This window comes from Buttiauxella cochleicola, assembly GCF_021282405.1.
GTDB lineage: Bacteria > Pseudomonadota > Gammaproteobacteria > Enterobacterales > Enterobacteriaceae > Buttiauxella > Buttiauxella massiliensis.
This window is the reverse complement of record NZ_JAJSOU010000002.1, coordinates 395,359-421,656: the sequence shown is the minus strand read 5'-3', so window position 1 is coordinate 421,656 and position 26,298 is coordinate 395,359. Positions and strand designations below refer to the sequence as shown.

Annotated in this window: 25 protein-coding genes and 1 pseudogene; 12 read left to right on the top strand and 14 right to left on the bottom strand. The window is 50.6% G+C overall.

The genetic code is table 11. The features are described 5' to 3' along the window. Positions 1-7: 7 nt before the first annotated feature. Complete coding sequence (gene glmU, locus LVQ79_RS04240; RefSeq protein WP_232864005.1) at positions 8-1,378, top strand: bifunctional UDP-N-acetylglucosamine diphosphorylase/glucosamine-1-phosphate N-acetyltransferase GlmU; 1,371 nt, start codon at positions 8-10, stop codon at positions 1,376-1,378. A gap of 303 nt (positions 1,379-1,681) precedes the next feature. After that, positions 1,682-3,511 carry a glutamine--fructose-6-phosphate transaminase (isomerizing) gene (glmS, locus tag LVQ79_RS04235; RefSeq protein WP_232864004.1) on the top strand — a complete coding sequence of 610 codons (1,830 nt, stop codon included), beginning with the start codon at positions 1,682-1,684 and terminating at the stop codon, positions 3,509-3,511. 71 nt (positions 3,512-3,582) lie between these two features. On the opposite strand, the gene LVQ79_RS04230 is transcribed toward glmS, so the two are convergent. Then, positions 3,583-4,854, bottom strand: a complete 1,272-nt coding sequence (locus tag LVQ79_RS04230) for an MFS transporter (RefSeq protein ID WP_232864003.1) — start codon at positions 4,852-4,854, stop codon at positions 3,583-3,585. 319 nt (positions 4,855-5,173) lie between these two features. Here LVQ79_RS04230 and rluF point away from each other — a divergent pair. The 6 genes and pseudogenes from rluF to phoU form a co-directional block, all read left to right on the top strand. Beyond that, positions 5,174-5,896 (top strand): annotated as a pseudogene (gene rluF / locus LVQ79_RS04225) (23S rRNA pseudouridine(2604) synthase RluF); the annotation flags it as partial. A 270-nt stretch (positions 5,897-6,166) separates the two neighbouring features. Beyond that, on the top strand, positions 6,167-7,207 hold the full coding sequence (pstS, locus tag LVQ79_RS04220; protein ID WP_232864002.1) for a phosphate ABC transporter substrate-binding protein PstS: 1,041 nt from the start codon (positions 6,167-6,169) through the stop codon (positions 7,205-7,207). A gap of 120 nt (positions 7,208-7,327) precedes the next feature. Further along, positions 7,328-8,290 carry a phosphate ABC transporter permease PstC gene (gene pstC, locus LVQ79_RS04215; RefSeq protein ID WP_034460683.1) on the top strand — a complete coding sequence of 321 codons (963 nt, stop codon included), beginning with the start codon at positions 7,328-7,330 and terminating at the stop codon, positions 8,288-8,290. Then, positions 8,287-9,177 carry a phosphate ABC transporter permease PstA gene (gene pstA / locus LVQ79_RS04210; protein ID WP_151993912.1) on the top strand — a complete coding sequence of 297 codons (891 nt, stop codon included), beginning with the start codon at positions 8,287-8,289 and terminating at the stop codon, positions 9,175-9,177. Before pstC ends, pstA begins: the two co-directional genes overlap by 4 nt. Before the next feature lie 47 nt (positions 9,178-9,224). Beyond that, complete coding sequence (pstB, locus tag LVQ79_RS04205) at positions 9,225-9,998, top strand: phosphate ABC transporter ATP-binding protein PstB (RefSeq protein WP_064514930.1); 774 nt, start codon at positions 9,225-9,227, stop codon at positions 9,996-9,998. Between the two features lie 14 nt (positions 9,999-10,012). Next, positions 10,013-10,738, top strand: coding sequence for a phosphate signaling complex protein PhoU (gene phoU, locus LVQ79_RS04200; RefSeq protein ID WP_034460681.1), 726 nt, complete (start codon positions 10,013-10,015; stop codon positions 10,736-10,738). A gap of 64 nt (positions 10,739-10,802) precedes the next feature. On the opposite strand, the gene ulaA is transcribed toward phoU, so the two are convergent. The 3 genes from ulaA to LVQ79_RS04185 form a co-directional block, all read right to left on the bottom strand. Next, positions 10,803-12,059 carry a PTS ascorbate transporter subunit IIC gene (gene ulaA, locus LVQ79_RS04195; RefSeq protein ID WP_064514855.1) on the bottom strand — a complete coding sequence of 419 codons (1,257 nt, stop codon included), beginning with the start codon at positions 12,057-12,059 and terminating at the stop codon, positions 10,803-10,805. Positions 12,060-12,071: 12 nt separating this feature from the next. Further along, on the bottom strand, positions 12,072-12,359 hold the full coding sequence (locus tag LVQ79_RS04190; RefSeq protein ID WP_232864001.1) for a PTS sugar transporter subunit IIB: 288 nt from the start codon (positions 12,357-12,359) through the stop codon (positions 12,072-12,074). A gap of 161 nt (positions 12,360-12,520) precedes the next feature. Next, positions 12,521-12,964 carry a PTS sugar transporter subunit IIA gene (locus tag LVQ79_RS04185; protein WP_232864000.1) on the bottom strand — a complete coding sequence of 148 codons (444 nt, stop codon included), beginning with the start codon at positions 12,962-12,964 and terminating at the stop codon, positions 12,521-12,523. A 270-nt stretch (positions 12,965-13,234) separates the two neighbouring features. On the opposite strand from LVQ79_RS04185, the gene LVQ79_RS04180 reads away from it, so the two are divergent. Further along, positions 13,235-14,269: a LacI family DNA-binding transcriptional regulator gene (locus LVQ79_RS04180; RefSeq protein ID WP_232863999.1), complete on the top strand. Its 1,035-nt coding sequence runs from the start codon at positions 13,235-13,237 to the stop codon at positions 14,267-14,269. Between the two features lie 41 nt (positions 14,270-14,310). On the opposite strand, the gene yieH is transcribed toward LVQ79_RS04180, so the two are convergent. After that, positions 14,311-14,976, bottom strand: coding sequence for a 6-phosphogluconate phosphatase (gene yieH / locus LVQ79_RS04175; protein WP_232863998.1), 666 nt, complete (start codon positions 14,974-14,976; stop codon positions 14,311-14,313). Positions 14,977-15,155: 179 nt separating this feature from the next. Between yieH and LVQ79_RS04170 the strand changes: the two genes are divergently transcribed. Further along, positions 15,156-16,493, top strand: coding sequence for an NCS2 family permease (locus LVQ79_RS04170; RefSeq protein WP_232863997.1), 1,338 nt, complete (start codon positions 15,156-15,158; stop codon positions 16,491-16,493). Positions 16,494-16,640: 147 nt separating this feature from the next. Here LVQ79_RS04170 and LVQ79_RS04165 read toward each other — a convergent pair whose 3' ends face one another. Both LVQ79_RS04165 and LVQ79_RS04160 read right to left on the bottom strand, forming a co-directional pair. Next, positions 16,641-16,982 (bottom strand): RamA family antibiotic efflux transcriptional regulator, encoded by a 342-nt coding sequence (locus tag LVQ79_RS04165; protein WP_232863996.1) that lies wholly within the window; start codon positions 16,980-16,982, stop codon positions 16,641-16,643. 21 nt (positions 16,983-17,003) lie between these two features. Further along, a complete protein-coding gene (locus tag LVQ79_RS04160; protein WP_232863995.1) occupies positions 17,004-18,119 on the bottom strand; it encodes an MBL fold metallo-hydrolase in 1,116 nt (371 codons plus the stop codon). 189 nt (positions 18,120-18,308) lie between these two features. Here LVQ79_RS04160 and LVQ79_RS04155 point away from each other — a divergent pair, with 189 nt between their 5' ends. Further along, on the top strand, positions 18,309-18,881 hold the full coding sequence (locus LVQ79_RS04155; RefSeq protein WP_232863994.1) for a TetR/AcrR family transcriptional regulator: 573 nt from the start codon (positions 18,309-18,311) through the stop codon (positions 18,879-18,881). On the opposite strand, the gene LVQ79_RS04150 is transcribed toward LVQ79_RS04155, so the two are convergent. The 7 genes from LVQ79_RS04150 to rpmH form a co-directional block, all read right to left on the bottom strand. Then, positions 18,878-19,444 (bottom strand): NADPH-dependent FMN reductase, encoded by a 567-nt coding sequence (locus LVQ79_RS04150; protein WP_232863993.1) that lies wholly within the window; start codon positions 19,442-19,444, stop codon positions 18,878-18,880. The two genes, LVQ79_RS04155 and LVQ79_RS04150, sit on opposite strands and share 4 nt — an antisense overlap. A gap of 34 nt (positions 19,445-19,478) precedes the next feature. Next, complete coding sequence (locus LVQ79_RS04145; RefSeq protein WP_232863992.1) at positions 19,479-20,207, bottom strand: 4'-phosphopantetheinyl transferase family protein; 729 nt, start codon at positions 20,205-20,207, stop codon at positions 19,479-19,481. Between the two features lie 212 nt (positions 20,208-20,419). After that, entirely contained in the window at positions 20,420-21,784 is a 1,365-nt protein-coding gene (gene mnmE, locus LVQ79_RS04140; RefSeq protein WP_232863991.1) for a tRNA uridine-5-carboxymethylaminomethyl(34) synthesis GTPase MnmE, read from the bottom strand. Positions 21,785-21,891: 107 nt separating this feature from the next. Then, a complete protein-coding gene (yidC, locus tag LVQ79_RS04135) occupies positions 21,892-23,538 on the bottom strand; it encodes a membrane protein insertase YidC (protein ID WP_064514830.1) in 1,647 nt (548 codons plus the stop codon). A gap of 2 nt (positions 23,539-23,540) precedes the next feature. Further along, positions 23,541-23,798 (bottom strand): membrane protein insertion efficiency factor YidD, encoded by a 258-nt coding sequence (gene yidD, locus LVQ79_RS04130; RefSeq protein ID WP_072009476.1) that lies wholly within the window; start codon positions 23,796-23,798, stop codon positions 23,541-23,543. Then, positions 23,762-24,121 (bottom strand): ribonuclease P protein component, encoded by a 360-nt coding sequence (rnpA, locus tag LVQ79_RS04125; protein WP_034499799.1) that lies wholly within the window; start codon positions 24,119-24,121, stop codon positions 23,762-23,764. Before rnpA ends, yidD begins: the two co-directional genes overlap by 37 nt. Before the next feature lie 17 nt (positions 24,122-24,138). Continuing rightward, the gene (gene rpmH / locus LVQ79_RS04120) at positions 24,139-24,279 is read right to left on the bottom strand and encodes a 50S ribosomal protein L34 (RefSeq protein ID WP_003849659.1); all 141 of its coding nucleotides are present in this window, start codon (positions 24,277-24,279) and stop codon (positions 24,139-24,141) included. A gap of 695 nt (positions 24,280-24,974) precedes the next feature. Here rpmH and dnaA point away from each other — a divergent pair. Continuing rightward, a complete protein-coding gene (gene dnaA / locus LVQ79_RS04115; protein ID WP_370639827.1) occupies positions 24,975-26,294 on the top strand; it encodes a chromosomal replication initiator protein DnaA in 1,320 nt (439 codons plus the stop codon). Positions 26,295-26,298: the final 4 nt, after the last annotated feature.

The window sequence follows — 26,298 nt, the reverse complement described above, 5'->3', positions numbered from 1 at the left end:
GACGCGTATGTCAAACAATGCGATGAGCGTGGTTATCCTAGCCGCAGGCAAAGGAACCCGCATGTATTCAGACCTCCCGAAGGTATTACATACTCTTGCTGGGAAACCGATGGTTCAACATGTTATTGATGCGGCTAATAATTTAGGCGCGCAGCGTGTACATCTGGTTTACGGCCATGGCGGCGATCTACTCAAAAATACACTCAGTGATAGCTCTCTTAATTGGGTATTGCAGGCTGAACAGCTTGGTACCGGCCACGCCATGCAGCAGGCCGCACCTTTCTTTGCTGACGACGAAGACATTCTGATGCTTTACGGCGATGTGCCGCTTATTTCCGTCGAATCTCTACAGCGCCTGCGTGATGCCAAACCACAGGGCGGCATTGGTTTGCTGACGGTAAAACTCGACGATCCAACCGGTTATGGCCGTATCGCTCGTGAGAATGGCAAGGTCGTTGGTATTGTTGAGCATAAAGACGCGACTGAAGAACAACGCAAAATTGACGAAATCAACACCGGGATTCTGGTGGCGAATGGCGCGGATCTGAAACGCTGGCTAGCGAAGCTCGATAACAACAATGCTCAGGGTGAGTTCTATATCACTGACATTATCGCGCTGGCTCACCACGAAGGTCATGAAATCACCGCCGTTCACCCGGACCGTTTAAGTGAAGTGGAAGGCGTGAACAACCGTCTGCAACTGTCACGTCTTGAGCGCGTCTACCAAAGTGAGCAAGCTGAGAAACTACTGCTGGCAGGTGTGATGCTGCGCGATCCGGCGCGTTTCGACCTGCGGGGTGAACTGACGCACGGGCGTGATGTAGAAATTGATACTAATGTCATTATTGAAGGTTCGGTGACCCTGGGTCATCGCGTCAAAATTGGCACCGGCTGCGTTATCAAAAACAGCGTGATTGGCGATGATTGTGAAATCAGTCCATACACCGTTGTAGATGATTCGACCCTTGCGGCAGCTTGCACCATTGGGCCATTCACTCGTTTGCGCCCTGGTGCGGAACTGGCGGAAGGCGCACACGTTGGCAACTTCGTGGAAATGAAGAAAGCGCGCCTGGGCAAAGGCTCAAAAGCTGGGCATCTGAGTTACCTGGGTGATGCTGAAATTGGCGACAACGTGAATATTGGCGCTGGCACCATCACCTGTAATTACGACGGCGCGAACAAATTCAAAACTATCATCGGCGATGATGTTTTTGTCGGTTCTGATAGCCAACTGGTGGCACCGGTCACCGTTGCACGCGGTGCGACGATTGGCGCAGGCACGACGGTCACACGTAATGTTGGTGAAGATGAACTGGTTATTAGTCGCGTAAAGCAGACTCATATCCAGGGTTGGCAGCGTCCGGTTAAGAAAAAATAATTTTTAACCCTCTCCCAAGGGAGAGGGTTGGAGTGAAGGTTGTTCTCGAAAATAACCCGCTCCGTAGCAGTACTAAAACTATAACCCCACTCTCTACAAGGCTCGGGGCCCCGGAATACGGGATATTTACCCAAAGAATTTCGTGCGGCAGAAAGGTGGCAAACTTGAGAAACCCAGGGAGCTTACATCAGTAAGTGACTTGGTTGAGCAAGTGCAGCCAACGCATCTGCAGTGCGAAAGACAACGGGTAAAACAGGTCAGCGACAACACATGGCGTAATGCCATTATCAGGAATCTAATCTTATGTGTGGAATTGTTGGCGCGGTCGCGCAACGTGATATCGCTGAAATCCTTCTCGAAGGACTACGTCGTCTGGAATACCGTGGTTATGACTCTGCGGGCCTGGCTGTAGTAGACGAAAAAGGTCAAATGACCCGTCTGCGCCGTCTGGGTAAAGTGAACAAACTGGCCGAAGCTGCCGCAGAAACTGCGCTGCATGGCGGTACCGGTATTGCACACACTCGCTGGGCGACTCACGGCGAACCATCAGAAGTTAACGCTCACCCACATGTTTCCGAACATATTGTGGTGGTTCATAACGGCATTATCGAAAACTATGAACCGCTGCGCGAAGCCCTACAGGGTCGCGGTTACATCTTCGTTTCACAAACCGATACCGAAGTTATTGCTCACCTGGTTCACTGGGAACTGGAGCAAGGCGGTAGTCTGCGTGAAGCTGTGCTGCGTACCATCCCACAACTGCGTGGCGCTTACGGCACCGTTATCATGGACACCCGTAACCCAGACGTGCTGCTGGCAGCTCGTTCAGGTAGCCCGATGGTTATCGGCCTTGGCATGGGTGAAAACTTTATCGCATCCGACCAACTGGCATTGCTGCCGGTAACGCGTCGTTTCATCTTCCTTGAAGAAGGCGATATCGCGGAAGTGACTCGTCGCTCCGTAACCGTATTCGATACCAAAGGTGAGCAGGTTAAACGCCCGGATATCGAATCCAGTCTGCAATATGACGCGGGCGACAAAGGCATTTATCGCCACTATATGCAGAAAGAGATCTACGAACAGCCGAACGCGATTAAAAATACCCTGACTGGCCGCATCAGTCATGGCGCTATCGATCTTTCTGAGCTTGGCCCGCAAGCCAACGAAATGCTGTCTCAGGTTGAGCACATTCAAATTGTCGCGTGTGGCACTTCCTATAATTCAGGCATGGTGTCGCGCTATTGGTTTGAATCACTGGCAGGCGTGCCGTGCGATGTCGAAATCGCTTCTGAGTTCCGCTACCGTAAATCAGCGGTGCGTCGTAACAGCCTGATGATCACCCTTTCCCAGTCTGGCGAAACGGCAGATACACTTGCGGCGCTGCGTTTGTCTAAAGAGTTGGGCTATCTGGGTTCGCTGGCGATTTGTAATGTTCCGGGTTCTTCCCTGGTGCGTGAATCCGACCTCGCGCTGATGACCAACGCGGGCACTGAAATCGGCGTGGCATCCACCAAAGCGTTTACCACTCAGCTTACCGTTCTGCTGATGCTGGTGGCGAAACTGAGCCGCCTGAAAGGCGGGGATGCTGCGATTGAGCAAGACATCGTTCATGGCCTGCAGGCGCTGCCAAGCCGTATTGAGCAGATGCTGTCTCAGGACAAACGCATTGAAGCGCTGGCTGAAGATTTCTCAGACAAGCATCATGCGCTGTTCTTAGGCCGTGGCGATCAATACCCAATCGCAATGGAAGGCGCGCTGAAGCTTAAAGAAATCTCTTACATTCACGCTGAAGCGTATGCGGCAGGCGAGCTGAAACACGGCCCGCTGGCGCTGATTGATGCAGATATGCCGGTTATCGTTGTGGCTCCAAACAACGAACTGCTTGAAAAGCTGAAATCGAATATCGAAGAAGTGCGCGCGCGTGGCGGCCATCTGTATGTATTTGCAGATAAAGATGCAGGTTTTGCCAGCAGCGATAACATGCACATCATTGAGATGCCGCATGTAGAAGAAGTTATCGCACCTATCTTCTACACCGTACCGTTGCAGTTGCTGTCTTATCACGTTGCGCTAATTAAAGGCACCGACGTTGACCAGCCACGTAACCTGGCAAAATCAGTTACGGTTGAGTAATTGCTCTGATCGGTAATACAAAATAAAAAAGGCCGGTTGCGCTAAGCACAACCGGCCTTTTTACTGCTAAATCAATTCTCTTCCTGCGTCACCAGTTTTGGTTCTTCAGGGGATTTCAGCAGAACCCACAAGACAATCGCCCCGATTACATCAAACACCGAAAGCACAGCGAACAGCGGGCTGAAGCCAACCGTGTCGGCCAGAGCCCCCACAACCAGTGCAAACATGGTGCTGGCGGTCCAGGCTGCCATGCCGGTAAAACCGTTGGCGGTGGCAACTTCGTTTGAATCAAACATGTCGGAAGACAGTGTAATCAACGCACCAGACAGTGACTGGTGAGCGAAGCCACCAACGCATAGCAATGCAATTGCCACCATTGGGCTGCCAAACAAACCGACCATGCCTGGCAGAATCATCAGCGCGGCACCCATTGTGACCACTAGTTTGCGGGAAACCACAATATTCACGCCGAAGACTTTCTGGAACATACCAGGCAAATAACCACCAATAATGCAGCCAAAATCGGCGAACAGCATCGGGATCCAGGCAAACATAGCGATATCTTTGAGGTTAAAGCCGTAGGTGTGCACCATAAACAGTGGGATCCACGCGTTAAACGTCCCCCATGCAGGTTCAGCCAGGAAACGCGGCAGAGCGATACCCCAAAACTTGCGCTGTTTCAGCAGGTGGCCAATGCGAACCTTTTCAACCTTTGGTTTTTCAGGTTGGCCGCCAGTGATATACAGATATTCTTCTTTCGATAGTGATTTGGTTTTTGACGGGCGGTTATAAGTGAAATACCAGCCAGCGGCCCACAGCACGCTGAAAACACCGACGATAATAAACGCCAGTCTCCAGTCCCTGATATAGATTGCCCATGCGACCAGTGGAGGGGCAATCACCGCGCCAATAGAGGAACCAACGTTGAAATAGCCGACGGCGACTGAACGTTCAGTATCCGGGAACCATTCAGTTACTGATTTCAAACCAGCAGGTATCATCGCACTTTCGGCGAAACCGCCGAGGCCGCGGAACATTGCCAGGCCTTTCCAGCCAGTCGCGAATGACGCACCAATGCAGAACACGCCCCACATCAGGCCGAAAATGGTGTAACCCACTTTTGTACCCAATGTATCAAGCAGATAACCGGCAATAGGTTGTGCAATGGTGTAGCACGCTGAGAATGTCGCAATAATGTAAGAATATTGCTGGGTGGTAATGTGCAGATCGCTCTGTAATGTTGGCGCTGCGGCAGAAATAGTATTTCGGGTTAAATAGCAAAGAATGGTGCCTAATGTCACCAGTGACAGCATAAACCAGCGCTTGTGGCCTGTTTTGCGCATAATGAATCCCCGTTTTTCAAGCAATAAGTGGCCTGACCGCTGCAAGGCAGCAGGCAAATAAATAATTCAGAGGAGATAAAAATCAGCGGCGCTTCAGAAGACGTCGAGGATTCTGGTTTGGCCCATCCTGGACTTGTTTTTGTTATGCAGATCACACTATGTGTTGATAATGAACCTGTGTTTCACTTTTATTTGTGATTAATCTCAATTTTTTGTGGGTAATCTACCCCTAACGGGTAGCGTATGTGACGTGTGTCACATTTTTTTAAGTGATGGGTTAATGGTAATTATGCAAAATTTGAATAAAACGCATCGCAAAATGCCCACTGATTCACCCATACGAATTAATAAATACATTAGCGATTGCGGTATCTGCTCCCGCCGTGAGGCCGATCGTTACGTTGAGCAGGGCGAAGTGTTTATTAACGACAGCCTGGCTAGTTTTGGCGCTCAGGTATTTTCCGGTGATGTGGTGAAGGTAAACGGTCAGCTTATTGTGCCGCGTGATGACAACGATCTCGTGCTGATGGTTTTGAATAAGCCTGTGGGCATCATCACTACAATGGAAAAGAGTGTGCGCGATAACATCAGCGGTCTCATTCATAGCGACAAACGCGTTTCCCCTATCGGGCGTCTGGATAAAGATTCGCAGGGGCTCATTTTACTGACCAACCACGGTGATGTAGTTAATAAAATTCTGCGTGCCGGTAACAATCATGAAAAAGAGTATGTGGTCACCGTCGATAAGCCGATAACTGACGAGTTTATTATTGGAATGGGCGCGGGCGTTCCGATACTTGGCACGGTAACCAAACACTGTAATGTGACGAAAGAATCTGAGCTGATATTTCGTGTTATTTTGGTGCAAGGGCTGAACCGCCAGATCCGCCGGATGTGTAAATATTTCGGTTATGAAGTGACCCGGCTTGAACGTGTCCGCATCATGAATATCCACCTGCAAGGCCTGGCATTAGGGGAATCACGCCATTTGAGCTGCGAGGAAAAACGCGAATTATTGAGACGGATTGAGGGCTCAGAATCTGCAATGTGACAGGCGTAACTTGGTTGCAAAATCGCCTGTCATAAAACTGTCATAATTCGTACATTTAACTGTCACCAAACTGTCCTATTTTCTATCCTGCATCCACTAAACAATGAATTACGTTAATACCCAAATAATTCGAGTTGCAGGAAGGCGGCAAAAGAACGAATCCCGATGAGCTTAGTGAACTAAGTGATTCGGGTGAGAGAGTGCAGCCAACGCATCTGCAATTTGAAGTATGAGGGGTATATCACCTCTGCAGGAGACACTATGAAAGCTATGCGTACCACTGTCGCAACTGTTGTCGCCGCGACCTTATCCCTGACTGCTTTTGGCGCAAACGCCGCTGCAAGCCTGACTGGTGCCGGTGCAACATTCCCTGCGCCGGTGTATGCCAAATGGGCAGATACCTACAATAAATCAACTGGTAACAAAGTAAATTACCAGGGTATCGGCTCCTCCGGTGGCGTTAAACAAATCATTGCTAACACTGTAGATTTCGGCGCATCTGATGCTCCGCTGTCTGACGATAAACTGCAACAAGAAGGGCTGTTTCAGTTCCCAACTGTTATCGGCGGTGTCGTTCTGGCAGTTAACCTGCCGGGCGTGAAATCTGGTGAGCTGGTGCTCGATGGTAAAACTCTGGGTGACATCTACCTGGGCAAAATCAAAAAATGGGATGACGAAGCAATTGCTAAACTCAACCCAGGCATGAAACTGCCACAGCAGAATATCGCAGTTGTGCGTCGTGCTGATGGTTCCGGTACTTCCTTCGTCTTCACCAGCTACCTGGCGAAAGTAAACGAAGAGTGGAAAACCAAAATCGGTGCGGGCTCAACGGTAAACTGGCCAACGGGTCTGGGCGGTAAAGGTAACGACGGTATCGCAGCCTTCGTTCAACGTCTGCCTGGTTCAATTGGCTATGTTGAATACGCTTACGCTAAGCAAAACAACCTCGCTTATACCAAACTGGTATCTGCTGATGGTAAACCAGTAGCGCCTTCTGAAGAGAACTTTGCCAATGCGGCGAAGGGTGCAGACTGGAGCAAATCATTTGCTCAGGATCTGACTAACCAGAAAGGTGACGCTGCGTGGCCAATCACGTCCACAACCTTCATCCTGGTTCACAAAGAGCAGAAAAACCCAGAGCAAGGTGCTGAAGTACTGAAGTTCTTCGACTGGGCTTATAAAGACGGTGCAAAACAGGCGAGTGACCTGGATTACGCCGCCCTGCCAGACGCTGTGGTTGAGCAGGTTCGTGCGGCATGGAAGACCAACGTGAAAGACAGCTCCGGTAAGGCGCTTTATTAATTAACGAAAAAGGCGGATGGCACTTATGCTTATCCGCCCTACAACTGATTTCATAGGTCGGATTAGTGTTAGCGACATCCGACATGTTGTAAGAAATATATTTAACTTAAAGAGTAAGCTATGGCGGTAAGTAAGCCGACGTTCAAGTCCCCTGGTAAACAAGGTGATGTCATTTTCAGTGCGCTGGTAAAACTGGCTGCGCTGATTGTGCTATTTCTGCTAGGCGGCATCATCATCTCCCTGATCATCTCCTCCTGGCCGAGTATTCAGAAGTTTGGCTTCTCGTTCTTATGGACCAAAGAGTGGGATGCTCCTAACGATATTTACGGTGCACTGGTTCCGATTTACGGCACGCTGGTGACTTCGTTTATTGCCCTGTTGATTGCTGTGCCTGTGAGTTTTGGTATTGCTCTGTTCCTTACGGAGCTGGCGCCAAACTGGCTGCGCCGCCCGCTGGGTATCGCCATCGAACTATTGGCTGCGATCCCAAGTATCGTATACGGCATGTGGGGCCTGTTTATCTTTGCTCCGCTGTTTGCGAAATACTTCCAGGAACCTGTCGGTAACGTGCTCTCTTCGGTGCCGATTGTTGGTGAGCTGTTCTCAGGCCCGGCGTTCGGTATCGGTATTCTCGCCGCAGGCGTAATACTGGCCATCATGATCATTCCGTACATTGCCGCTGTTATGCGTGATGTATTCGAACAAACCCCAGTGATGATGAAAGAGTCAGCCTATGGCATTGGCTGCACCACATGGGAAGTTATCTGGCGTATCGTTTTGCCGTTTACCAAAAACGGTGTGATTGGTGGTGTGATGTTGGGTCTGGGCCGTGCTCTGGGTGAAACCATGGCGGTAACCTTTATTATCGGTAACACCTACCAGCTCGATAACGCCTCGCTGTATATGCCGGGCAACAGTATTACTTCTGCACTGGCGAACGAATTTGCTGAAGCGGAATCTGGCCTACACACCGCAGCGCTGATGGAGCTTGGACTGATTCTGTTTGTGATCACCTTTATCGTACTGGCTATCTCTAAGTTCATGGTTATGCGTCTGGCGAAGAATGAAGGAGCGCGTTCATGACGACAATGGAAATGCAAAGCCGCGCGGCGCTCGCAGAATCTCGCCGCAAAATGCAGGCTCGTCGTCGGTTTAAAAACCGCATTGCTCTGACACTTTCAATGGGAACCATGGCGTTTGGCCTGTTCTGGTTGGTGTGGATCCTATTCTCTACGGTGACTCGCGGTATCGACGGTATGTCGATTGCGCTGTTTACCGAAATGACGCCACCGCCAAACACCGAAGGTGGTGGTTTAGCCAACGCCCTTGCAGGTAGCGGCCTGTTAATCCTGTGGGCGACCGTGTTTGGTACGCCGCTGGGCATCATGGCGGGTATCTACCTGGCGGAGTATGGCCGCAAATCAGCGCTGGCTGAGGTGATTCGTTTTATCAACGACATCCTGCTTTCTGCGCCATCCATTGTTGTCGGCCTGTTTGTTTACACCATTGTGGTTGCGAAAATGCAGCACTTTTCCGGCTGGGCTGGGGTGATTGCGCTGGCGCTGTTGCAGGTGCCAATCGTTATTCGTACCACTGAAAACATGCTGAAACTGGTGCCAGACAGCCTGCGCGAAGCGGCTTACGCACTGGGCACGCCAAAATGGAAAATGATTTCTGCGATTACGCTCAAAGCGTCTGTTTCCGGGATTATTACCGGGGTGTTGCTGGCGATTGCTCGTATCGCGGGTGAAACGGCCCCGCTGCTGTTCACGTCGCTCTCCAACCAGTTCTGGAGCACTGACATGATGCAGCCGATTGCCAACTTGCCAGTGACGATATTCAAATTTGCGATGAGCCCGTTTGCCGAATGGCAACAGTTAGCCTGGGCTGGTGTTCTGATTATTACCCTTTGTGTGCTGCTGCTAAATATTCTGGCGCGCGTGATTTTCTCAAAGAGTAAACACGGTTAAATTTTGCGACGCGGCAAAGGCGGCGTCGGATGGAGATTAAGAAACAGATGAGTATGGTCGATACTACCCCAGACAAAATTCAGGTTCGTGATTTGAACTTCTATTACGGTAAGTTCCATGCCCTGAAAAACATCAATCTGGATATCGCTAAGAACCAGGTTACCGCATTCATTGGCCCGTCAGGCTGTGGGAAATCCACCCTGCTGCGTACATTCAACAAAATGTACTCGCTCTATCCAGAGCAGCGTGCCGAAGGTGAGATTCTGCTGGATGGGGAAAATATCCTCACCCAGAGCCAGGATATCGCCCTGCTGCGTGCCAAAGTCGGCATGGTGTTCCAGAAGCCGACGCCATTCCCGATGTCGATTTATGACAACATCGCGTTCGGCGTGCGTCTGTTTGAAAAGCTGTCACGCAGCGACATGGACGAGCGTGTGCAGTGGGCTTTGACCAAAGCCGCATTGTGGAATGAAACCAAAGATAAATTACATCAGAGCGGATACAGTCTCTCCGGTGGCCAACAGCAGCGTCTGTGCATTGCGCGTGGTATTGCGATTCGCCCGGAAGTGTTGCTGCTTGATGAGCCGTGTTCAGCGCTTGACCCAATTTCTACTGGTCGCATCGAAGAGCTGATCACTGAGCTGAAAGAAGATTACACCGTGGTAATCGTGACCCACAACATGCAGCAAGCGGCGCGTTGTTCCGACCACACCGCGTTTATGTATCTGGGTGAGCTGATTGAATTTAGCGAAACCGACACGCTGTTTACCACACCAGCTAAAAAGCAAACCGAAGATTACATTACTGGCCGCTACGGCTGATCCGGGAGAACAAAATGGATAGCCTCAACCTCAACAAACACATTTCCGGCCAGTTTAACGCCGAGCTGGAATATATCCGCACTCAGGTGATGACCATGGGTGGGCTGGTGGAGCAACAGCTTTCTGATGCGATCACCGCCATGCACAATCAAGATGGCGAGCTGGCAAAGCGCGTTATCGAAGGCGACCAGAAAGTTAATATGATGGAAGTGGCAATCGATGAAGCCTGTGTGCGCATCATCGCTAAGCGCCAGCCAACAGCCAGTGACTTACGCCTGGTGATGGCCATCATCAAAACGATATCTGAGCTGGAACGTATCGGCGACGTCGCAGACAAAATCTGCCGCACGGCGCTGGAGAAATTCTCTCAGCAACACCAGCCGTTACTGGTTAGCCTGGAATCATTGGGCCGCCACACCGTGCAAATGCTGCATGACGTTCTGGATGCATTTGCGCGTATGGATCTCGACGAAGCGGTGCGTATCTATCGCGAAGATAAGAAAGTTGACCAGGAATATGAAGGCATCGTGCGCCAACTGATGACTTATATGATGGAAGACTCACGCACCATTCCAAGCGTGCTGACCGCACTCTTCTGTGCGCGTTCTATCGAGCGTATCGGTGACCGTTGCCAGAATATCTGCGAGTTCATCTTCTACTTCGTTAAAGGGCAGGACTTCCGTCATGTCGGCGGCGATGAGCTGGATAAGCTGCTGGCGGGTAAAGATCCGAAAGAGTGATCAAAAAAACGTCAATAAAACGCCAGCGAATCGCTGGCGTTTTTATTGGTGCATCGTTCAACGATTAGCGAACGATAATGCCTAACAGAATACCCAGCGCACCAAAGTCAGCATCACTAAACGTGGTGTTAGCAAAGCCTATATCGCCCAGTACTGGCAGCAGGAACACTGGCAGGAAGGTAATCAGCAAGCCCTGCGCAAAAGCACCCAGAATTGCTCCACGACGTCCACCCGTTGCATTACCGAATACGCCAGCGGCTGCACCTACGAAGAAGTGTGGCACCACGCCTGGGATAATCACGGTCATGTTCAGCAGGTAGAGCGCGAACATACCGATTAACCCTGCGGCAAAGCTGCTCAGGAAACCAACCAGTACGGCGTTAGGCGCATAAGGGAAGACGACCGGGCAATCGAGTGCAGGCTTCGCGTTCGGCACCAGCTTGTCGGAAATACCTTTGAACGCTGGAACGATCTCCGCGATCACCATGCGCACACCTTGCAGAATGATGTACACACCCGCCGCAAAGGTAATGGATTGCATGATGGAGAACATGAACCAGTTCTTACCACCGCTCAGTTCTTTCACCACATCTGCGCCCGCAAACAGGCACGTCACCAGGAAGATAATGCTCATGGTAAAGGAGATGGCTACCGGCGTATCGCGCAAGAACAGCAGACTTTTCGGCACATTCATGTCTTCAGTCGAGTGTTCTTTATTACCAAATTTGCTGCCGATAAACCCGGCCAGCACGTAAGACAATGTTGAGAAGTGGCCGATTGCCACGTCGTCAGAACCGGTAACTTTTTTCATGTAAGGGTGCGCAATGGCCGGGAAGAACACCATCGCCACACCTACAACCAGAGAGCCTACAGCGATTAATGTAACACCGCTCATACCAGCTGTTGCCAGAATCACCGCTACCATCATCGACATAAATAACGTGTGATGACCGGTCAGGAAGATGAATTTCCACGGCGTAAAACGGGCAATCAGAATGTTGATAACCATCGCGAAGAACATGATCATCGCCATTTCTTTACCGAAGCTCTTCTGCGCCACGGAAACAATCGCTTCGTTGTTCGGCACCACGCCCTGAATACCAAAGGCGTGCTGGAAGATGTTCGCAAAGTCACCTAACGATGACACTACCAGACCTGCACCCGCACCTAAAATCACAAAACCCATAATGGTTTTGACGGTGCCTTTAATACATTCGGTGACTGGTTTTTTCTGTGCAATCAAGCCAATCAAAGCGATTAAACCGACCAGCACCGCTGGTTCGGAAAGCACATCGCTCATCAAAAAACGAAAGAAATCCATATCGACCCCTGCTTACAGTGCGCCTAACTCGGTTAATGCCACGGACAAACGTTCTTTCATGGCTTTCTTATCGATCATGTTATCCAGTGCGACGATTTTTCCACCGACGGACTGGGCGACTAACTGCTCAGCGATGTCTTTGGTACCTACAAAAATATCGCTCGGCGTACCTTTGGCTGAACCAAGATCAACATGGTCAACATCCGCACTGACACCCAGATCTTTCACGATGGTTTTAATGCTCATTTCCATCATCAGGCTGGTGCCTAAACCGTTACCGCAAACCACTGTGATTTTCATAATTTTCCCCTGGATTAAGAGCCTATCCCATTAGGCTATTTTATTTGTTCGTTTGGTCTTGGGCTGTGCTCAAAATCCTCACGTACTACGTGTACGCTACGGTTTTTCCGCGCAGTCCGATCCCAAACGGTCTGCAACAATTACGCCTACTGGGCCAGGCTCTAATAGCGCGCAATGACGGACAAAATGTCCTGCGTTGTTTTGGCCGTCAAAATGGCCTGAATGTCTTGTTCGTTATCGAATAATTGGGCGAGTTGAGAAATCGCTTCAATGTGGCTGGTGCTGTCGGGTGCGGCCAACACGATCAATAACTTCACCGGATCATTTTCATCGGCATCAAAATTCACACCAGAAGTAATCAGCGTTAGCGCCAGTGCCAGTTTATTTGCACCTTCTTCTGGTCGTGCGTGTGGCATCGCAATGCCGGGGCCGACTACATAGTACGGGCCGATGGCTTCATGCGAGCGGTATATAGCATCGACATAACGAGGCTCGATTGAACCATTTTCAATCAGCGGACAACATGAAATAGCCACGGCATCGCGCCAGTCTTTAGCCTGCGTGACGACCTGAATGACCTCTGTGGTTAGTAGATTCTTTAACATGCGACTGATAACTCCCGATGATAATTAACAGGAGGGTAGATTTTTTGCGCAGACATTAATGTGATGAATATCCCATTTGATAGCGCTACCTGATAGCGCTATCAAGGATTGTGATAGCGCTATCATTTCTCGTGGGTCCGACTTTGGCTATATCGAGTTCCTGCATATACAATGCGTGAGAGTTTTTGCTAACGTGATCAATGGTCTGAAGAACAGACGGTGAAATAAGAATAATGAAAACAGTTGGTTGTATTAGCTCGGGGAGCCAGAATGGAAAAGCCGCGTAAGCGCCGAGGTACCGGGCGAGTCACACTGCAAGAAGTTGCCAATTATGCGGGTGTCGGAACCATGACCGTTTCCCGCGCGTTAAGAACCCCGGAGCAGGTCTCTGACAAACTGCGAGAGAAGATTGAGCAGGCAGTGGAGGAGTTGGGTTATATCCCCAATCGGGCTGCGGGAGCACTGGCTTCCGGCCATAGCGATACGGTCGCCGTTCTGATTCCTTCTTTAACCGACAAAGCCAGTTCGCGCTTTATGCAGTCGCTACAGCAGGTGCTAAATAAAAATGAATTCCAGCTCCTGCTAGGTTGCCACGAACATAATCAGCATAAAGAAGCTGAAATACTAATGACATTGCTGCAAAGCAACCCGGCCGCGTTGGTGATTTTTGGCTCGCAGCTGGCGGAAAAAACCTATCAGATTCTCGAAAGAACAAACATTCCGACGATAAACGTTGTGGGTTCCCCGTTTAGCCAGGCGAAGATTTCCCTCGAAACGGCATTTTTTGAGGCGGCGCATAAGCTGACCGAACACCTGCTGGATCAGGGTTACAAAAATATCGGTTTTATTGGTGCGCACATGGACAATCGCCTGCAACGCCAGCAGCTGAATGGCTGGCATAAAGCGATGCTCAGCCGCTACCAGAACTCTGATCAGGTGATTACCACTCCGGAAGCCGCAAGCCTACAGTTCGGGCGTTATGCGTTGACCGAAATACTGCAACGCCAGCCGGAACTCGATGCTGTTATTTGCAGCCATGAAGACATTGCCCTTGGGATTATGTTTGAGTGCCAGCGCCGCTTGCTAAAAATTCCAGGTAACATTGCTGTCGCTTGTCTCGATGGCTCAGACAGTTGCGATCAAACGCACCCTACGCTGACTTCCATACGTATAGATTATAAAAAAATGGGCAAAGAGGCGGGTAAGATGCTGATTGAGTTGCTCAATAACGATGATGACGACGAGTTAGATGAAGCGCGCGTTGAACTATTCAGTTATCAGATTGAATTACGCCAAAGTACCTGAGTCATTGGGCGGATAAGCGTAATCGCTATCCGCCATCTTCGCTAACCCATAATATTCCAGCCTCGCGCGCGCCATAACTCCGGCAACTGCGCTAAATCGGTAAAGGTTGTCACTTTCGGGTGGTTAATCGGCTTGTTATGCGGGTCGGCACAGAAATAGAAAACTTCCATACCTGCAGCAATGCCTGAATGTGCACCAGCCATCGAATCATCCACCAGCACGCAGTTTTTCACATCAACACGCATGGCATCGGCTGCGTGGAACATCAGCGCCGGGTCCGGTTTCCACAACTGGATATCGTAGCCGCTAAACAGTTTGTCCGGGAAGTGATGGAGCATGCCGGTTTTGCCCAGCGAGTGCTGCATTTTGCTGACCGGGCCGTTGGAAACAATACACATCGGCACGTTGATTTGCGCAATCAGCTCGGTTGCTCCTTCAATCTCCACCAGTTCGCTGTCAAACAAGCGTGAAACTTCGGCGCGATAAATCGGCTCAAGTTCCTCTTTCGCCAGGTTCACTCCATATCGGGCATTGATCGTGTCGATGATCTCGTAGAGCTTGATACCCTTAAAGGTTTTATGAACCTCTTCGAGCGCAAGTTCGATGCCGTATTGCGCAAACATATGCACGTAGGCCTGGGAGCAAATCACTTCACTATCAACTAGCGTGCCATCGCAGTCGAAGAACACCGCATCTATCCGGGACATACTTCTTCCTTTTATTAAAGTGAAGGGCCATCTTACCCAATTTGCGCAATTTTTGCGGCACGCAATCGTTGCCGTATAAGAAAATTCAATGAAAAAAATCTGCGTTGGACATCATGTTTTGTCATTTTTGGTATAGGATAGCGACGGATTTTCCCTCTCAATGTTCGGAATTAAGACTAATGAGCCAACCACAATCTACTCCGGCCGCAAATCCGGGGCTGCTCGAGCGCGTGTTTAAACTGCGCGAACACGGCACCACGGCACGCACTGAAGTGATCGCCGGTCTTACGACCTTCCTGACGATGGTGTATATCGTTTTCGTCAACCCGCAGATCCTTGGCGCCGCTGGTATGGATACCCAGGCCGTTTTTGTCACCACCTGTTTGATTGCCGCATTAGGTAGCATCCTGATGGGTATTTTCGCCAACCTGCCAGTGGCACTGGCTCCGGCAATGGGCCTGAACGCGTTCTTCGCCTTCGTGGTGGTTGGCGCGATGGGGATCTCCTGGCAAATTGGGATGGGCGCCATTTTCTGGGGTGCTGTAGGCCTGCTGTTGCTGACCATTTTCCGCGTGCGCTACTGGATGATTGCCAATATCCCAATGAGCCTGCGCGTTGGTATCACCAGCGGTATTGGGCTATTCATCGGGATGATGGGCCTGAAAAACGCCGGTATTATCGTGGCGAACAAAGACACCCTGGTGACCATTGGTAACCTGACTTCGCACAGCGTACTGCTGGGCGCGCTGGGCTTCTTTATCATCGCTATTCTGGCATCACGTAACATTCATGCAGCTGTGCTGGTCTCAATCGTTGTGACTACTCTGCTGGGTTGGATGTTGGGCGATGTTCAATATAACGGCATTGTTTCTGCACCACCAAGCGTGCTTTCGGTTGTTGGTCAGGTTGATTTAGCCGGTTCGCTGAACATCGGTCTGGCGGGCGTTATCTTCTCCTTTATGCTGGTTAACCTGTTTGACTCATCCGGCACGCTGATTGGCGTGACAGATAAAGCAGGGCTTGCCGACGAAAAAGGGAAATTCCCACGCATGAAGCAGGCGCTGTACGTTGATAGCGTTTCATCTGTTGCGGGTGCGTTTATCGGGACATCTTCCGTTACCGCGTATATCGAAAGTTCTTCTGGCGTGTCGGTTGGCGGGCGTACTGGTCTGACGGCGGTGATCGTTGGTCTGCTGTTCCTGCTGGTAATCTTCCTGTCACCATTAGCGGGTATGGTTCCTGCGTATGCAGCAGCAGGCGCTCTGATTTACGTTGGCGTGTTGATGACATCCAGCCTGTCGCGCGTGAAATGGGATGACCTGACAGAAGCGGTTCCGGCGTTTATTACTGCGGTAATGATGCCATTTAGCTTCTCAATCACCGAAGGCATCGCGCTCGGCTTTATCTCTTACTGCGTGATGAAGCTCGGCACCGGTCGCTGGCGTGAAATCAGCCCATGCGTGATTGTTGTGGCGCTGATGTTTGTTCTGAAGATCGTGTTTATCGACGCACACTAATACCCGTCATACTTCAAGTTGCAGGTGCGTTGGCTGCGGCCGCGCGCCCCAGTCACATAGTTATCTATGTTCCTGGGGACTTACGGCCTGGCCGCCTTCCTGCAGCTCGAATTATTTTGGGTATTGGATGTACTATAAAATAGCCAGTTATTGCGACTGGCTATGATTCTCTCTGCGATACCTGCCCGGCGGCTGGTGGAATGTGCGGGTAAATATCCGCGTAAACGTCTGCTGCGAATCAAAACCATACTTCAAACTAATATCGTAAACCTTGTTATCGGTATCGCGTAAATCACGTGCCGCCAGCAGCAATTTGCGGTCGCGAATGTACTTCCCAAGACTCTCGCCTTTGTACTGCATAAACAAACGCTGCAAGTGCCACTTCGAATAACCCGCATGACCGGCGATATCGTCAATGCGTAATGGCTGGTGCAAATTGTCGTCAATCCATTCAACGATGGTGTCGATAACTTGAGCGGAAATCGTCATACGTCCCCCTGCGCGGTTCGCTTACATGGCACTGGCAGATTCCCACCAGGCGCTAAATTGTTGTGCGTTGTCATTCACCAGTACGGGTTCGCCCTGCTTTGGTGTTAACAGGCGGAATGGTTCGCCGGAACTTGCTTCGGTCAGGCTTTTATAGGGTGCATCCCAGGTATGTTTTGCCAGCACAAAACGGCCTGCATGGCCCGGCAAAATAGCGCGCGCGTTCAAATCTACGGCAGCCTGCGCGGTTTCTTTCGGCATCATATGAATATTGTTCCAGTCATCGTCGTACTGGCCGTTTTCCATAATCGCCAAATCCACTGATCCAAATTGCTCGCCGATAGCTTTGAAATGCGGCCCGTAGCCGGTATCGCCGCTGTAATAGATTTTGTGATCATTAGTCACGAACATAAAACTCGCCCAAAGCGTCTGGTTTCTTTTCAGGCCACGGCCTGAAAAATGACGCGCAGGCAAAACGTGAACGGTCAGTGCGTTCGAGAGTTTTACGGCCTGATTCCAGTCTTTTTCATGAATGATGTCGCTATTTATTCCCCAGTAACGCAGGTGCGAACCGACACCGAGCGGCGTGATCACCTGGCGGATTTTAGGTTTCAGCGCTTTGATGGTGGCGTAATCCAGATGATCGTAATGGTCGTGGGAAATAATCAGCAGGTCGATTTCAGGCATCGACTCCGCCGTCCACGGGTAATCCCCTGGGAAGGCTTTATTCAGAAACGGAAAGGGCGCGGCGTAATGACTGAACACTGGATCGATAAGAATGCGTTTTCCCGCCAGTTGCAGATACCATGAAGAGTGGCCGAGCCAAACCATGGTGTCTTGTTCCAGCGGCAAGCTGGCCAGATCGGTTTTCACTAACGGCAACGGCTGCTGCGGGCGCGCGTTTTCAGTGCGCGTGGTTAAAAATTCCCACGATGCCGCGAGGATACTTTTCTTCCCGGTATAACTTTGGGTTGGCACCTGGTTGCGGAATTGGCCGTCAACATAATGGGCTGAACGTTCTACTAAACTTAAACCTTCTCCCTGCGGAGCCTGACCAAATCCGGCATTCAGGACAAAAGGCAAACTGGCTGCTGTAGCAATCAACATAATAATAACCGCGCATAAGGAGAGACGTTTCATATCCTGGCCTGCATGTACGCCCCATCCTTTGGAACGTTGCGAACAAAACTTGATAATGAGTGAGTAAGCACTCATTATAGGTGGCAAGTGACTTGCGTCAAGATGCTTTTCAAACGCTGACATTCAGCGTTGCAGTGGCGTAGCTCGCGTGATTCAATTCGGTTTCGTAAATTTAGAGGGTTAAACGTTGTGGCTCGTCCGAAGAGTGAAGATAAAAAACTAGCGTTACTGGAAGCGGCGACCATCGCTATTGGTCAGTCGGGTATCGTTGCGTCCACGGCGCAGATTGCCCGTGCCGCAGGGGTTGCAGAAGGCACGCTGTTTCGCTATTTCGCCACTAAGGATGATTTGCTCAACGAGCTTTATCTCCATTTGAAGCAGGGTTTGCTGCTTGCGATGCAGGCGAATCTCGACCGCACGTTGAAGGAACCCAAGGAATACACCCGCTATATCTGGAACAGCTATATCGACTGGGCGATTGCCAATCCGCAGGCGCATCGCGCGATTCGCCAGCTCGCAGTGAGCGATAAAATTGATGAAGAAACTAAGCAGAAAGTGGCTGAGTTGTTCCCGGAATTACACGAAATTTGCTCGCAATCGATCTTAAAAGCCTTCAGCAGCGGGCCGTATCGCGCGTTTAGCGATGCTATTTTTTCTTCACTGGCAGAAACGACGATGGAGTTCGCCAGCCGCGAACCGGAACGAGCTGGCGATTTTAAAGCGCTTGGTTTTGAAACGATGTGGCGCGCTTTGGCTAACTAGCGTTTAACGCGCTGAATATAGTCGCCAAATGCGGTGAGCTGCCCAGCCAGATGGTCGAGCGTGCTTTGATCGACCACTTCACCTGTTTGCGTATCGACTTTATTCTGAATCACGCCGCCCATAAATTCTGGCTTGTTCATGACCATCGCGTCGAGGAACACCAGAATCTGGCGTAGATGGTACTGACAACGTGCGCCGCCAATGGCACCCATTGAACTGGTTTGAATCAGCACAGGCTTACCCGCCAGAGGCTGCTCAGGCAAACGAGATAGCCAGTCGATGGCATTCTTCAGCCCGCCCGGTACCGAGTAGTTATATTCCGGGGTGACAATCACCACGCCGTCAGCGGCGCGAATTTGCTCGGCAATGGCTTCAACTGTCGCCGGGAAACCCTCTTCTTGTTGCATATCCGCGTCATACAATGGAATGTCTTTAATCGACGGCAACGCATCGATGCTCATTCCCGCAGGAGCGATTCCGGGCAAAGTACGAGCAACCATGGCATTGAATGAGCCATGACGCAGGCTACCTAATAGCGTCACAATCTTTAACGTGTCGGACATGAGTACTCCTTGGTGTCAGTACGTTCGGAAACGATCAGTTTTGATATAACACTTTTTCTGATGGCATGCTGGTTAAGCGAATAATGCTGCCATTGGGATCCCGATAGCGAGATTTTACATCCCCCAGACTATGCCAGTTCTGCGGAGCTTCAAATTCCCACAAACTGAGCTTTTCAATGGCTGGTGACACCACGCATCCCCAGATCAATAGTCCTTCCACATCGCTGATCGCTTCAATTTCTGATTGGTCGTTAGCGCGTATTCGCCCAGCGCCTGGCAGAAGTTGCAAACTTTCTTCGCGGCCTGTCAGTTTAAAAGTGCTTTGATGCAATGTGCGTAGCTGTGCGCGGGCTTCAGCTGGGTTTTTTTGATTGTTTATCCAGATGGATTCATTGCTGCGAAAAGTGGAGCCTGAAGCGACAGAGGGGAGATGGCCAAAAGACTGATTAATCTCAATATCTAATCCACACCGGCCTTCTGTTGTTATCAAAACGGCGACATTGTTTCCGGCATAGGCAATGCTGAAGTCCATCAATGAAGGATCGGCAAAGTGCGGGCGTCCAGCTGCCGTGGCGATTATTCTCGGTAGTTGTTGAATGCCATAAAGCATATGTAGCAATTCAGCTAGCAGGCTACGAGAGGCTAAATACCGTGTTCGGCGATGCTCGGGCATTTGCAGAGCTTCAGCCTGGCACTCTTTATTCAGTCGGCTCGAAAAGGGGTATTTCTGGTTGATCGTCCATCTTGCGAAGTGCGTTGCCATTTGTCTCTCCTTGATAATGGGCACTGTACTTAGCGATCGATTGTAGGTTTTTTAAAGCGGAAACGCACGGACAGGTGTGTGTAAAAAATCGTCAATAGATCAACTCTATGAATATTTAGCTTTTAATGCACCAGACAAAAGGGCAAAAAAATCCCGCAATACTGGATATATTGCGGGATGAATGAAAAGTGAGCACCTGCTTACTTTTTCACTTATTTGCCGATACAGAAGCTCGAGAAGATACGTCCGAGCAAATCATCCGAAGTAAATTCCCCGGTGATTTCGCTCAGGCTCTGCTGAGAAAGACGCAGCTCTTCAGCGAGCAATTCCCCGGCCCATGCGCCCAGAAGCTGCGCTTTGCCTTGCTCCAGGTGCGTTGCCGCCTGTTCGAGCGCCTGCAAGTGGCGACGACGCGCCAGGAAGCCGCCTTCCATATTGGTTTCAAAGCCCATGCTCTGTTTTAGATGATCGCGCAGCACATCTACACCTTCACCGGTACGCGCAGACAGGCGTACAAGTGAGTGACCATTCACATCGCTCAAACCCAGCGTTTCGCCTGTGACATCAGCTTTGTTTCGCACCACGGTAATCGGCAAACGTGCCGGTAAGCGGGCAATAAAATCAGGCCAAATGTCTGCCGGATCGGTGGCGTCGGTCGTTGTGCCGTCAACCATAAACAGCACGCGGTCGGCCTGTTCGATCTCATTCCATGCACGTTCGATGCCGATACGCTCAACTTCGTCACTTGCTTCGCGAAGACCTGCGGTATCGATGATATGCAGCGGCATACCGTCGATGTGGATATGTTCGCGTAATACGTCGCGCGTGGTGCCGGCAATATCCGTCACAATCGCTGCTTCGCGGCCAGCAAGGGCGTTCAGCAGGCTCGATTTCCCGGCGTTTGGACGACCGGCAATTACCACCTTCATCCCTTCGCGCAGCAGACTTCCCTGACGGGCTTCGGCGCGAACCGCGTCCAGATCGCCGATCACCTGGTTTAGCTGCGCTTCAATTTTGCCGTCAGAGAGAAAATCAATTTCTTCATCCGGGAAATCAATCGCCGCTTCTACGTAAATTCGCAGATGGGTCAACGCTTCAACCAGATGGTTTACGCGAGCCGAGAATGCGCCCTGCAAAGAGTTTAAGGCTGAGCGAGCAGCTTGTTCTGAGCTGGCATCAATCAGGTCAGCAATCGCTTCAGCTTGAGCCAAATCCAGCTTGTCATTCAGGAATGCACGCTCGGAGAACTCACCTGGCCTTGCGATACGCAGCCCTGGGAGCGCCAGAATGCGTTTTAACAGCAAATCGAGGATAACCGGACCACCGTGCCCCTGAAATTCCAACACGTCTTCACCTGTGAAGGAATTTGGCCCAGGGAACCACAGCGCGATGCCTTGATCGAGCACGCTGCCGTCCGCATCACGGAATGGCAAGTAATCGGCATAGCGTGGCTTGGGGAGTTTACCCAGAATCGCTTGCGCGACTTCACGCGCCTGAAGGCCGGAGACGCGCAGAATACCGACCCCACCACGTCCCGGCGGTGTCGCCTGGGCAACGATTGTCTCGTTATGGCTCATGATTTTCCCTTTCGAGATTGAAGGTGGATAGCGCTTCGCTTATCCACCCTACGAAATAAAAAAGGCGGTCAATTGACCGCCTTTCGTAAGCTACTCGCTAATTTTTATCAGGTCTTTTTCTTATCGCGGCTGTGTAAGCCACGTTTCTCAAGACCGCGATAAATCAGCTGCTGCTGGATGATGGTCACTGTGTTACTGACGATATAGTACAGTACCAGGCCTGACGGGAACCACAGGAAGAACACCGTGAAGATGACCGGCATAAAGGTCATGATCTTCTGCTGCATCGGGTCGGTCACAGTGGTCGGCGACATCTTCTGAATGAAGAACATCGTCAAGCCCATCAGGATCGGCAGGATGTAGTACGGGTCTTGTGCAGACAGGTCATGAATCCACAGTGCGAACGGCGCATGGCGCAGTTCCACAGAACCCATCAGCATGTAGTACAACGCCAGGAAGATTGGCATCTGGATAACCAGCGGGAGACAACCACCCAACGGGTTAACCTTCTCAGCTTTATACAACGCCATCATTTCCTGGCTCTGGCGCTGCTTATCGTCACCAATACGCTCACGCATGGCCGCCAGTTTTGGCTGCAACATACGCATTTTCGCCATGGAGGTGTACTGCGCTTTAGTCAGCGGGTACATGATGCCACGAACGATAAAGGTGATAACGATAATGGAGAAGCCCCAGTTACCGATGAAGCTGTGCAGGAATTTCAACAGCTTGAACAGCGGCTGAGAAATAAACCACAACCAACCATAATCCACTGTCAGGTCAAGATGCGGCGCAACGGCTGCCATTTTGTCCTGAATTTCCGGGCCGACCCACAGGGTGCTACCCAGTTTAGCGGTCTGACCTGGCTGAACCAGTTGCGGCGAAGATTTATAACCAATCGCTGCCACATCGTTGTTCAGTTTGGTGGTATAGAAGTTGTTGGTACCCTGATTATTTGGAACCCACGCTGTTGCGAAATACTGCTGCAACATCGCAACCCAACCATTGCTGGCGTTAACGTTCAGGTTTTCACCATCAGCGATTTTATCGAATTTATATTTTTCGTATTTCGCATCTGGAGTCGAGTACGCAGCACCACGGAAGGTATGCAACGCAAAGTTGTTGCTTCCTGTATCGCGGTGAGTCGGCAGATTGATGGACTGCTTCAACTGACCAAAAGTAGCCAGCTCCAGCGGTTTCTCACCGGCGTTCTTCACATCGTAATTCACGCTTACCGCGAACTCGCCGCGTTTCAGGGTGAAGGATTTAGTGAAGGTATTGCCCGCCGCATCGGTATACGTCATTGGGATAACGATTTCGTTCTGGCCTTCTGGCAGCACGAAAGTATCGCTAGCAACGTTATACAGAGGACGCTCACCATTAGCCGGGTTATCCGGGCCATCGCGACCGGTCAGGCCACTTTGTGCCTGGTAGACAAACTCTGGCGTAGTTTCCAGTAACTGGAACGGCTCATTAGATTTGAGCTCTTTCGGGTAGGTCAATAACAGCGCCTGCTCAACATCACCACCACGGGTGTTGATGGAAAGCTCAAGAACGTCAGTTTTAACCGTGATGATTTTACCCTGGCCACTGGTCGGCACACCCTGGTTTGCGGCGTTACCTGCTGCGGTGGTCGTAGTCTGCGTGGTCTGTTGCACCTGAGGTTGTGGAGCGTGGTCCTGCTCCCAGGCTTGCCAGATCATGAAAGACACGAACAACAAAGCGATGAGAAAGAGATTGCGTTGCGAATCCATCGTTAGTGTTCTCTGGTATCAAAAGGTCCAGGTGGGACGGGATCGTCTCCACCGGGGTTCAAAGGGTGGCATTTTAATACGCGTTTCACTGTCAACCAACTGCCTTTTAACACCCCAAACCTGCGCAATGCCTCAATTCCGTAGTGAGAACAGGTTGGAGTAAAACGGCAATGCGGCCCGAGAAGCGGACTTATCAGGCGCTGATAGACCCTAATCAGGCCTATCAAGAGCCGGGAGAAAGGCGACAATGACGGCGCCATAACTTTTCCAATGCTTCCGATAAAGCCCGGTTATCCAGGTCTGCAACCCCTTTCTTAGCCACTACCACGAAATCCATTGGAGGGAGTTCGTGCTGACGCAAACGGAAACTCTCACGCGTCAGACGTTTAATCCGATTGCGTTCGTGTGCACGTTTAACATTTTTCTTAGCGACTGTAAGACCGATGCGGGGATGCCCCAGCGAATTTAGGCGGCCGAGGATGGTGATTTGCGGCGTGCCAGCCCGTTGAGGCTGCTGGAAGACGAAAGTGAAATGAGTGGGAGTTAACAAGCGTAACTCCCTGGGAAATGCGAGCTTAACCACTCAGGGGTTAGCTTTTATTACTTAGAAACGGTCAGACGGGAACGGCCTTTAGCACGACGACGTGCCAAAACCTGACGACCATTTTTAGTTGCCATACGAGCACGGAAACCGTGTGAACGGTTACGCTTCAGTACGGACGGTTGAAAAGTGCGTTTCATGGCGATTTCTACCTAAACTTGGATAAATTTCACTGGGTTAGCGAAGAGCCTTGCAGAAACTGCAAACGACTTACGCCTCAGTGTGGCTGATTAAAGAGGCCGGATTGTAATAATTGTACACTCCGGAGTCAATTCTCTTTCCTTATTCCCGTGCCTTAATTCGCTTTTTGACCCTTGAAACGACCAGGATCTGACCAAAATAAAGCCGTGGTGACACGCGACGGGTGGGGAATTATACGGCGTCCCCACTAAAGCGCAAGGATCGTTGGGGATCTTCCTTAGATCAGATAAGTCGATTTTGTGCACTAGTCATTAAATTTTCCAATATAGGAAGGTAAAGCGCTGCGCGTCTGACAGGATCGTTTACACTTAGACTCCACAAAACAGCCCTGTGGATAAATCGGGAAGAAACTGTGAGAAACAGAAGATCTCTGGCGTACTTTAGGCTATGATCCGCGGTCCCGATCGTGATCCTTTAGCGTTCACCCTGGGGTAAACCGCAGATAGCGGTTCGCACGCTTCCCGAATCGGGGTTCCGTTGTGGAAGAGTCGGCGTGTGTCAACAATCATGAATATAAACTTTCAGTCTTCGTCATTTTATCGACTTTGTTCGAGTGGAGTCCGCCGTGTCACTTTCGCTTTGGCAGCAGTGTCTTGCCCGATTGCAGGATGAGTTACCAGCCACAGAATTTAGTATGTGGATACGCCCCCTACAGGCGGAACTAAGCGATAACACGCTGGCCCTGTATGCGCCAAACCGTTTTGTTCTCGATTGGGTGAGAGACAAGTATCTAAATAATATCAATGGCTTGCTCAATGATTTTTGTGGCACTGATGCACCCGTATTGCGTTTTGAAGTAGGCAGCAAACCGGTCAGCCAAACGCTGAATCAGCAGACTGTTACTACTGCTCCGGCGCATGTACACATCGCACGCCCTACTGCTCATCTTCGCCCAAGCTGGGATAACTCTCCGGCTCCGGCTGAACACTCCTATCGCTCTAACGTTAACGTAAAACATACTTTCGATAACTTCGTTGAAGGTAAGTCGAACCAACTGGCTCGCGCGGCAGCACGTCAGGTGGCAGACAACCCTGGTGGCGCTTATAACCCTTTATTCCTTTATGGCGGCACCGGTCTGGGTAAAACGCACCTTTTGCATGCTGTTGGCAACGGTATTATTGCGCGCAAACCGAATGCAAAAGTGGTGTACATGCACTCTGAACGTTTCGTTCAGGACATGGTAAAAGCACTGCAAAATAACGCTATTGAAGAGTTCAAACGTTACTACCGTTCTGTTGATGCACTGCTAATTGATGACATTCAATTCTTTGCTAATAAAGAACGTTCACAAGAAGAATTCTTCCACACCTTCAACGCCCTGCTTGAAGGCAACCAACAGATCATTCTGACTTCGGATCGTTATCCAAAAGAGATCAACGGTGTTGAAGATCGTCTGAAGTCCCGCTTCGGTTGGGGGTTAACGGTTGCCATCGAACCACCAGAACTGGAAACGCGCGTTGCGATCCTGATGAAAAAAGCAGACGAGAACGATATCCGTCTGCCAGGTGAAGTGGCCTTCTTTATTGCCAAGCGTTTACGTTCAAACGTGCGTGAGCTTGAAGGGGCATTGAACCGTGTTATCGCTAACGCCAACTTTACTGGCCGGGCGATTACTATCGACTTCGTGCGTGAAGCGCTGCGCGATCTGCTAGCGCTGCAAGAGAAGCTTGTCACCATCGACAATATTCAGAAGACGGTGGCAGAGTACTATAAAATAAAGATTGCTGACCTGTTGTCCAAGCGTCGTTCCCGCTCTGTTGCCCGTCCACGTCAAATGGCAATGGCTCTGGCGAAGGAACTGACTAACCATAGCTTGCCAGAAATCGGCGATGCCTTTGGTGGCCGCGACCATACTACGGTTCTGCACGCCTGCCGTAAGATTGAGCAGTTGCGTGAAGAAAGCCACGACATCAAAGAAGATTTCTCTAACCTAATCAGAACATTATCTTCGTGACGCT

Excerpts from the sequence above, each read along its gene's own strand:
- glmU (WP_232864005.1), top strand. The coding sequence starts at position 8 with ATGTCAAACAATGCGATGAGCGTGGTTATCCTAGCCGCAGGCAAAGGA.
- glmS (WP_232864004.1), top strand. The coding sequence starts at position 1,682 with ATGTGTGGAATTGTTGGCGCGGTCGCGCAACGTGATATCGCTGAAATC.
- LVQ79_RS04230 (WP_232864003.1), bottom strand. The coding sequence starts at position 4,854 with ATGCGCAAAACAGGCCACAAGCGCTGGTTTATGCTGTCACTGGTGACA.
- pstS (WP_232864002.1), top strand. The coding sequence starts at position 6,167 with ATGAAAGCTATGCGTACCACTGTCGCAACTGTTGTCGCCGCGACCTTA.
- pstC (WP_034460683.1), top strand. The coding sequence starts at position 7,328 with ATGGCGGTAAGTAAGCCGACGTTCAAGTCCCCTGGTAAACAAGGTGAT.
- pstA (WP_151993912.1), top strand. The coding sequence starts at position 8,287 with ATGACGACAATGGAAATGCAAAGCCGCGCGGCGCTCGCAGAATCTCGC.
- pstB (WP_064514930.1), top strand. The coding sequence starts at position 9,225 with ATGAGTATGGTCGATACTACCCCAGACAAAATTCAGGTTCGTGATTTG.
- phoU (WP_034460681.1), top strand. The coding sequence starts at position 10,013 with ATGGATAGCCTCAACCTCAACAAACACATTTCCGGCCAGTTTAACGCC.
- ulaA (WP_064514855.1), bottom strand. The coding sequence starts at position 12,059 with ATGGATTTCTTTCGTTTTTTGATGAGCGATGTGCTTTCCGAACCAGCG.
- LVQ79_RS04190 (WP_232864001.1), bottom strand. The coding sequence starts at position 12,359 with ATGAAAATCACAGTGGTTTGCGGTAACGGTTTAGGCACCAGCCTGATG.
- LVQ79_RS04185 (WP_232864000.1), bottom strand. The coding sequence starts at position 12,964 with ATGTTAAAGAATCTACTAACCACAGAGGTCATTCAGGTCGTCACGCAG.
- LVQ79_RS04180 (WP_232863999.1), top strand. The coding sequence starts at position 13,235 with ATGGAAAAGCCGCGTAAGCGCCGAGGTACCGGGCGAGTCACACTGCAA.
- yieH (WP_232863998.1), bottom strand. The coding sequence starts at position 14,976 with ATGTCCCGGATAGATGCGGTGTTCTTCGACTGCGATGGCACGCTAGTT.
- LVQ79_RS04170 (WP_232863997.1), top strand. The coding sequence starts at position 15,156 with ATGAGCCAACCACAATCTACTCCGGCCGCAAATCCGGGGCTGCTCGAG.
- LVQ79_RS04165 (WP_232863996.1), bottom strand. The coding sequence starts at position 16,982 with ATGACGATTTCCGCTCAAGTTATCGACACCATCGTTGAATGGATTGAC.
- LVQ79_RS04160 (WP_232863995.1), bottom strand. The coding sequence starts at position 18,119 with ATGAAACGTCTCTCCTTATGCGCGGTTATTATTATGTTGATTGCTACA.
- LVQ79_RS04150 (WP_232863993.1), bottom strand. The coding sequence starts at position 19,444 with ATGTCCGACACGTTAAAGATTGTGACGCTATTAGGTAGCCTGCGTCAT.
- LVQ79_RS04145 (WP_232863992.1), bottom strand. The coding sequence starts at position 20,207 with ATGGCAACGCACTTCGCAAGATGGACGATCAACCAGAAATACCCCTTT.
- mnmE (WP_232863991.1), bottom strand. The coding sequence starts at position 21,784 with ATGAGCCATAACGAGACAATCGTTGCCCAGGCGACACCGCCGGGACGT.
- yidC (WP_064514830.1), bottom strand. The coding sequence starts at position 23,538 with ATGGATTCGCAACGCAATCTCTTTCTCATCGCTTTGTTGTTCGTGTCT.
- yidD (WP_072009476.1), bottom strand. The coding sequence starts at position 23,798 with ATGGCGCCGTCATTGTCGCCTTTCTCCCGGCTCTTGATAGGCCTGATT.
- rpmH (WP_003849659.1), bottom strand. The coding sequence starts at position 24,279 with ATGAAACGCACTTTTCAACCGTCCGTACTGAAGCGTAACCGTTCACAC.
- dnaA (WP_370639827.1), top strand. The coding sequence starts at position 24,975 with ATGTGGATACGCCCCCTACAGGCGGAACTAAGCGATAACACGCTGGCC.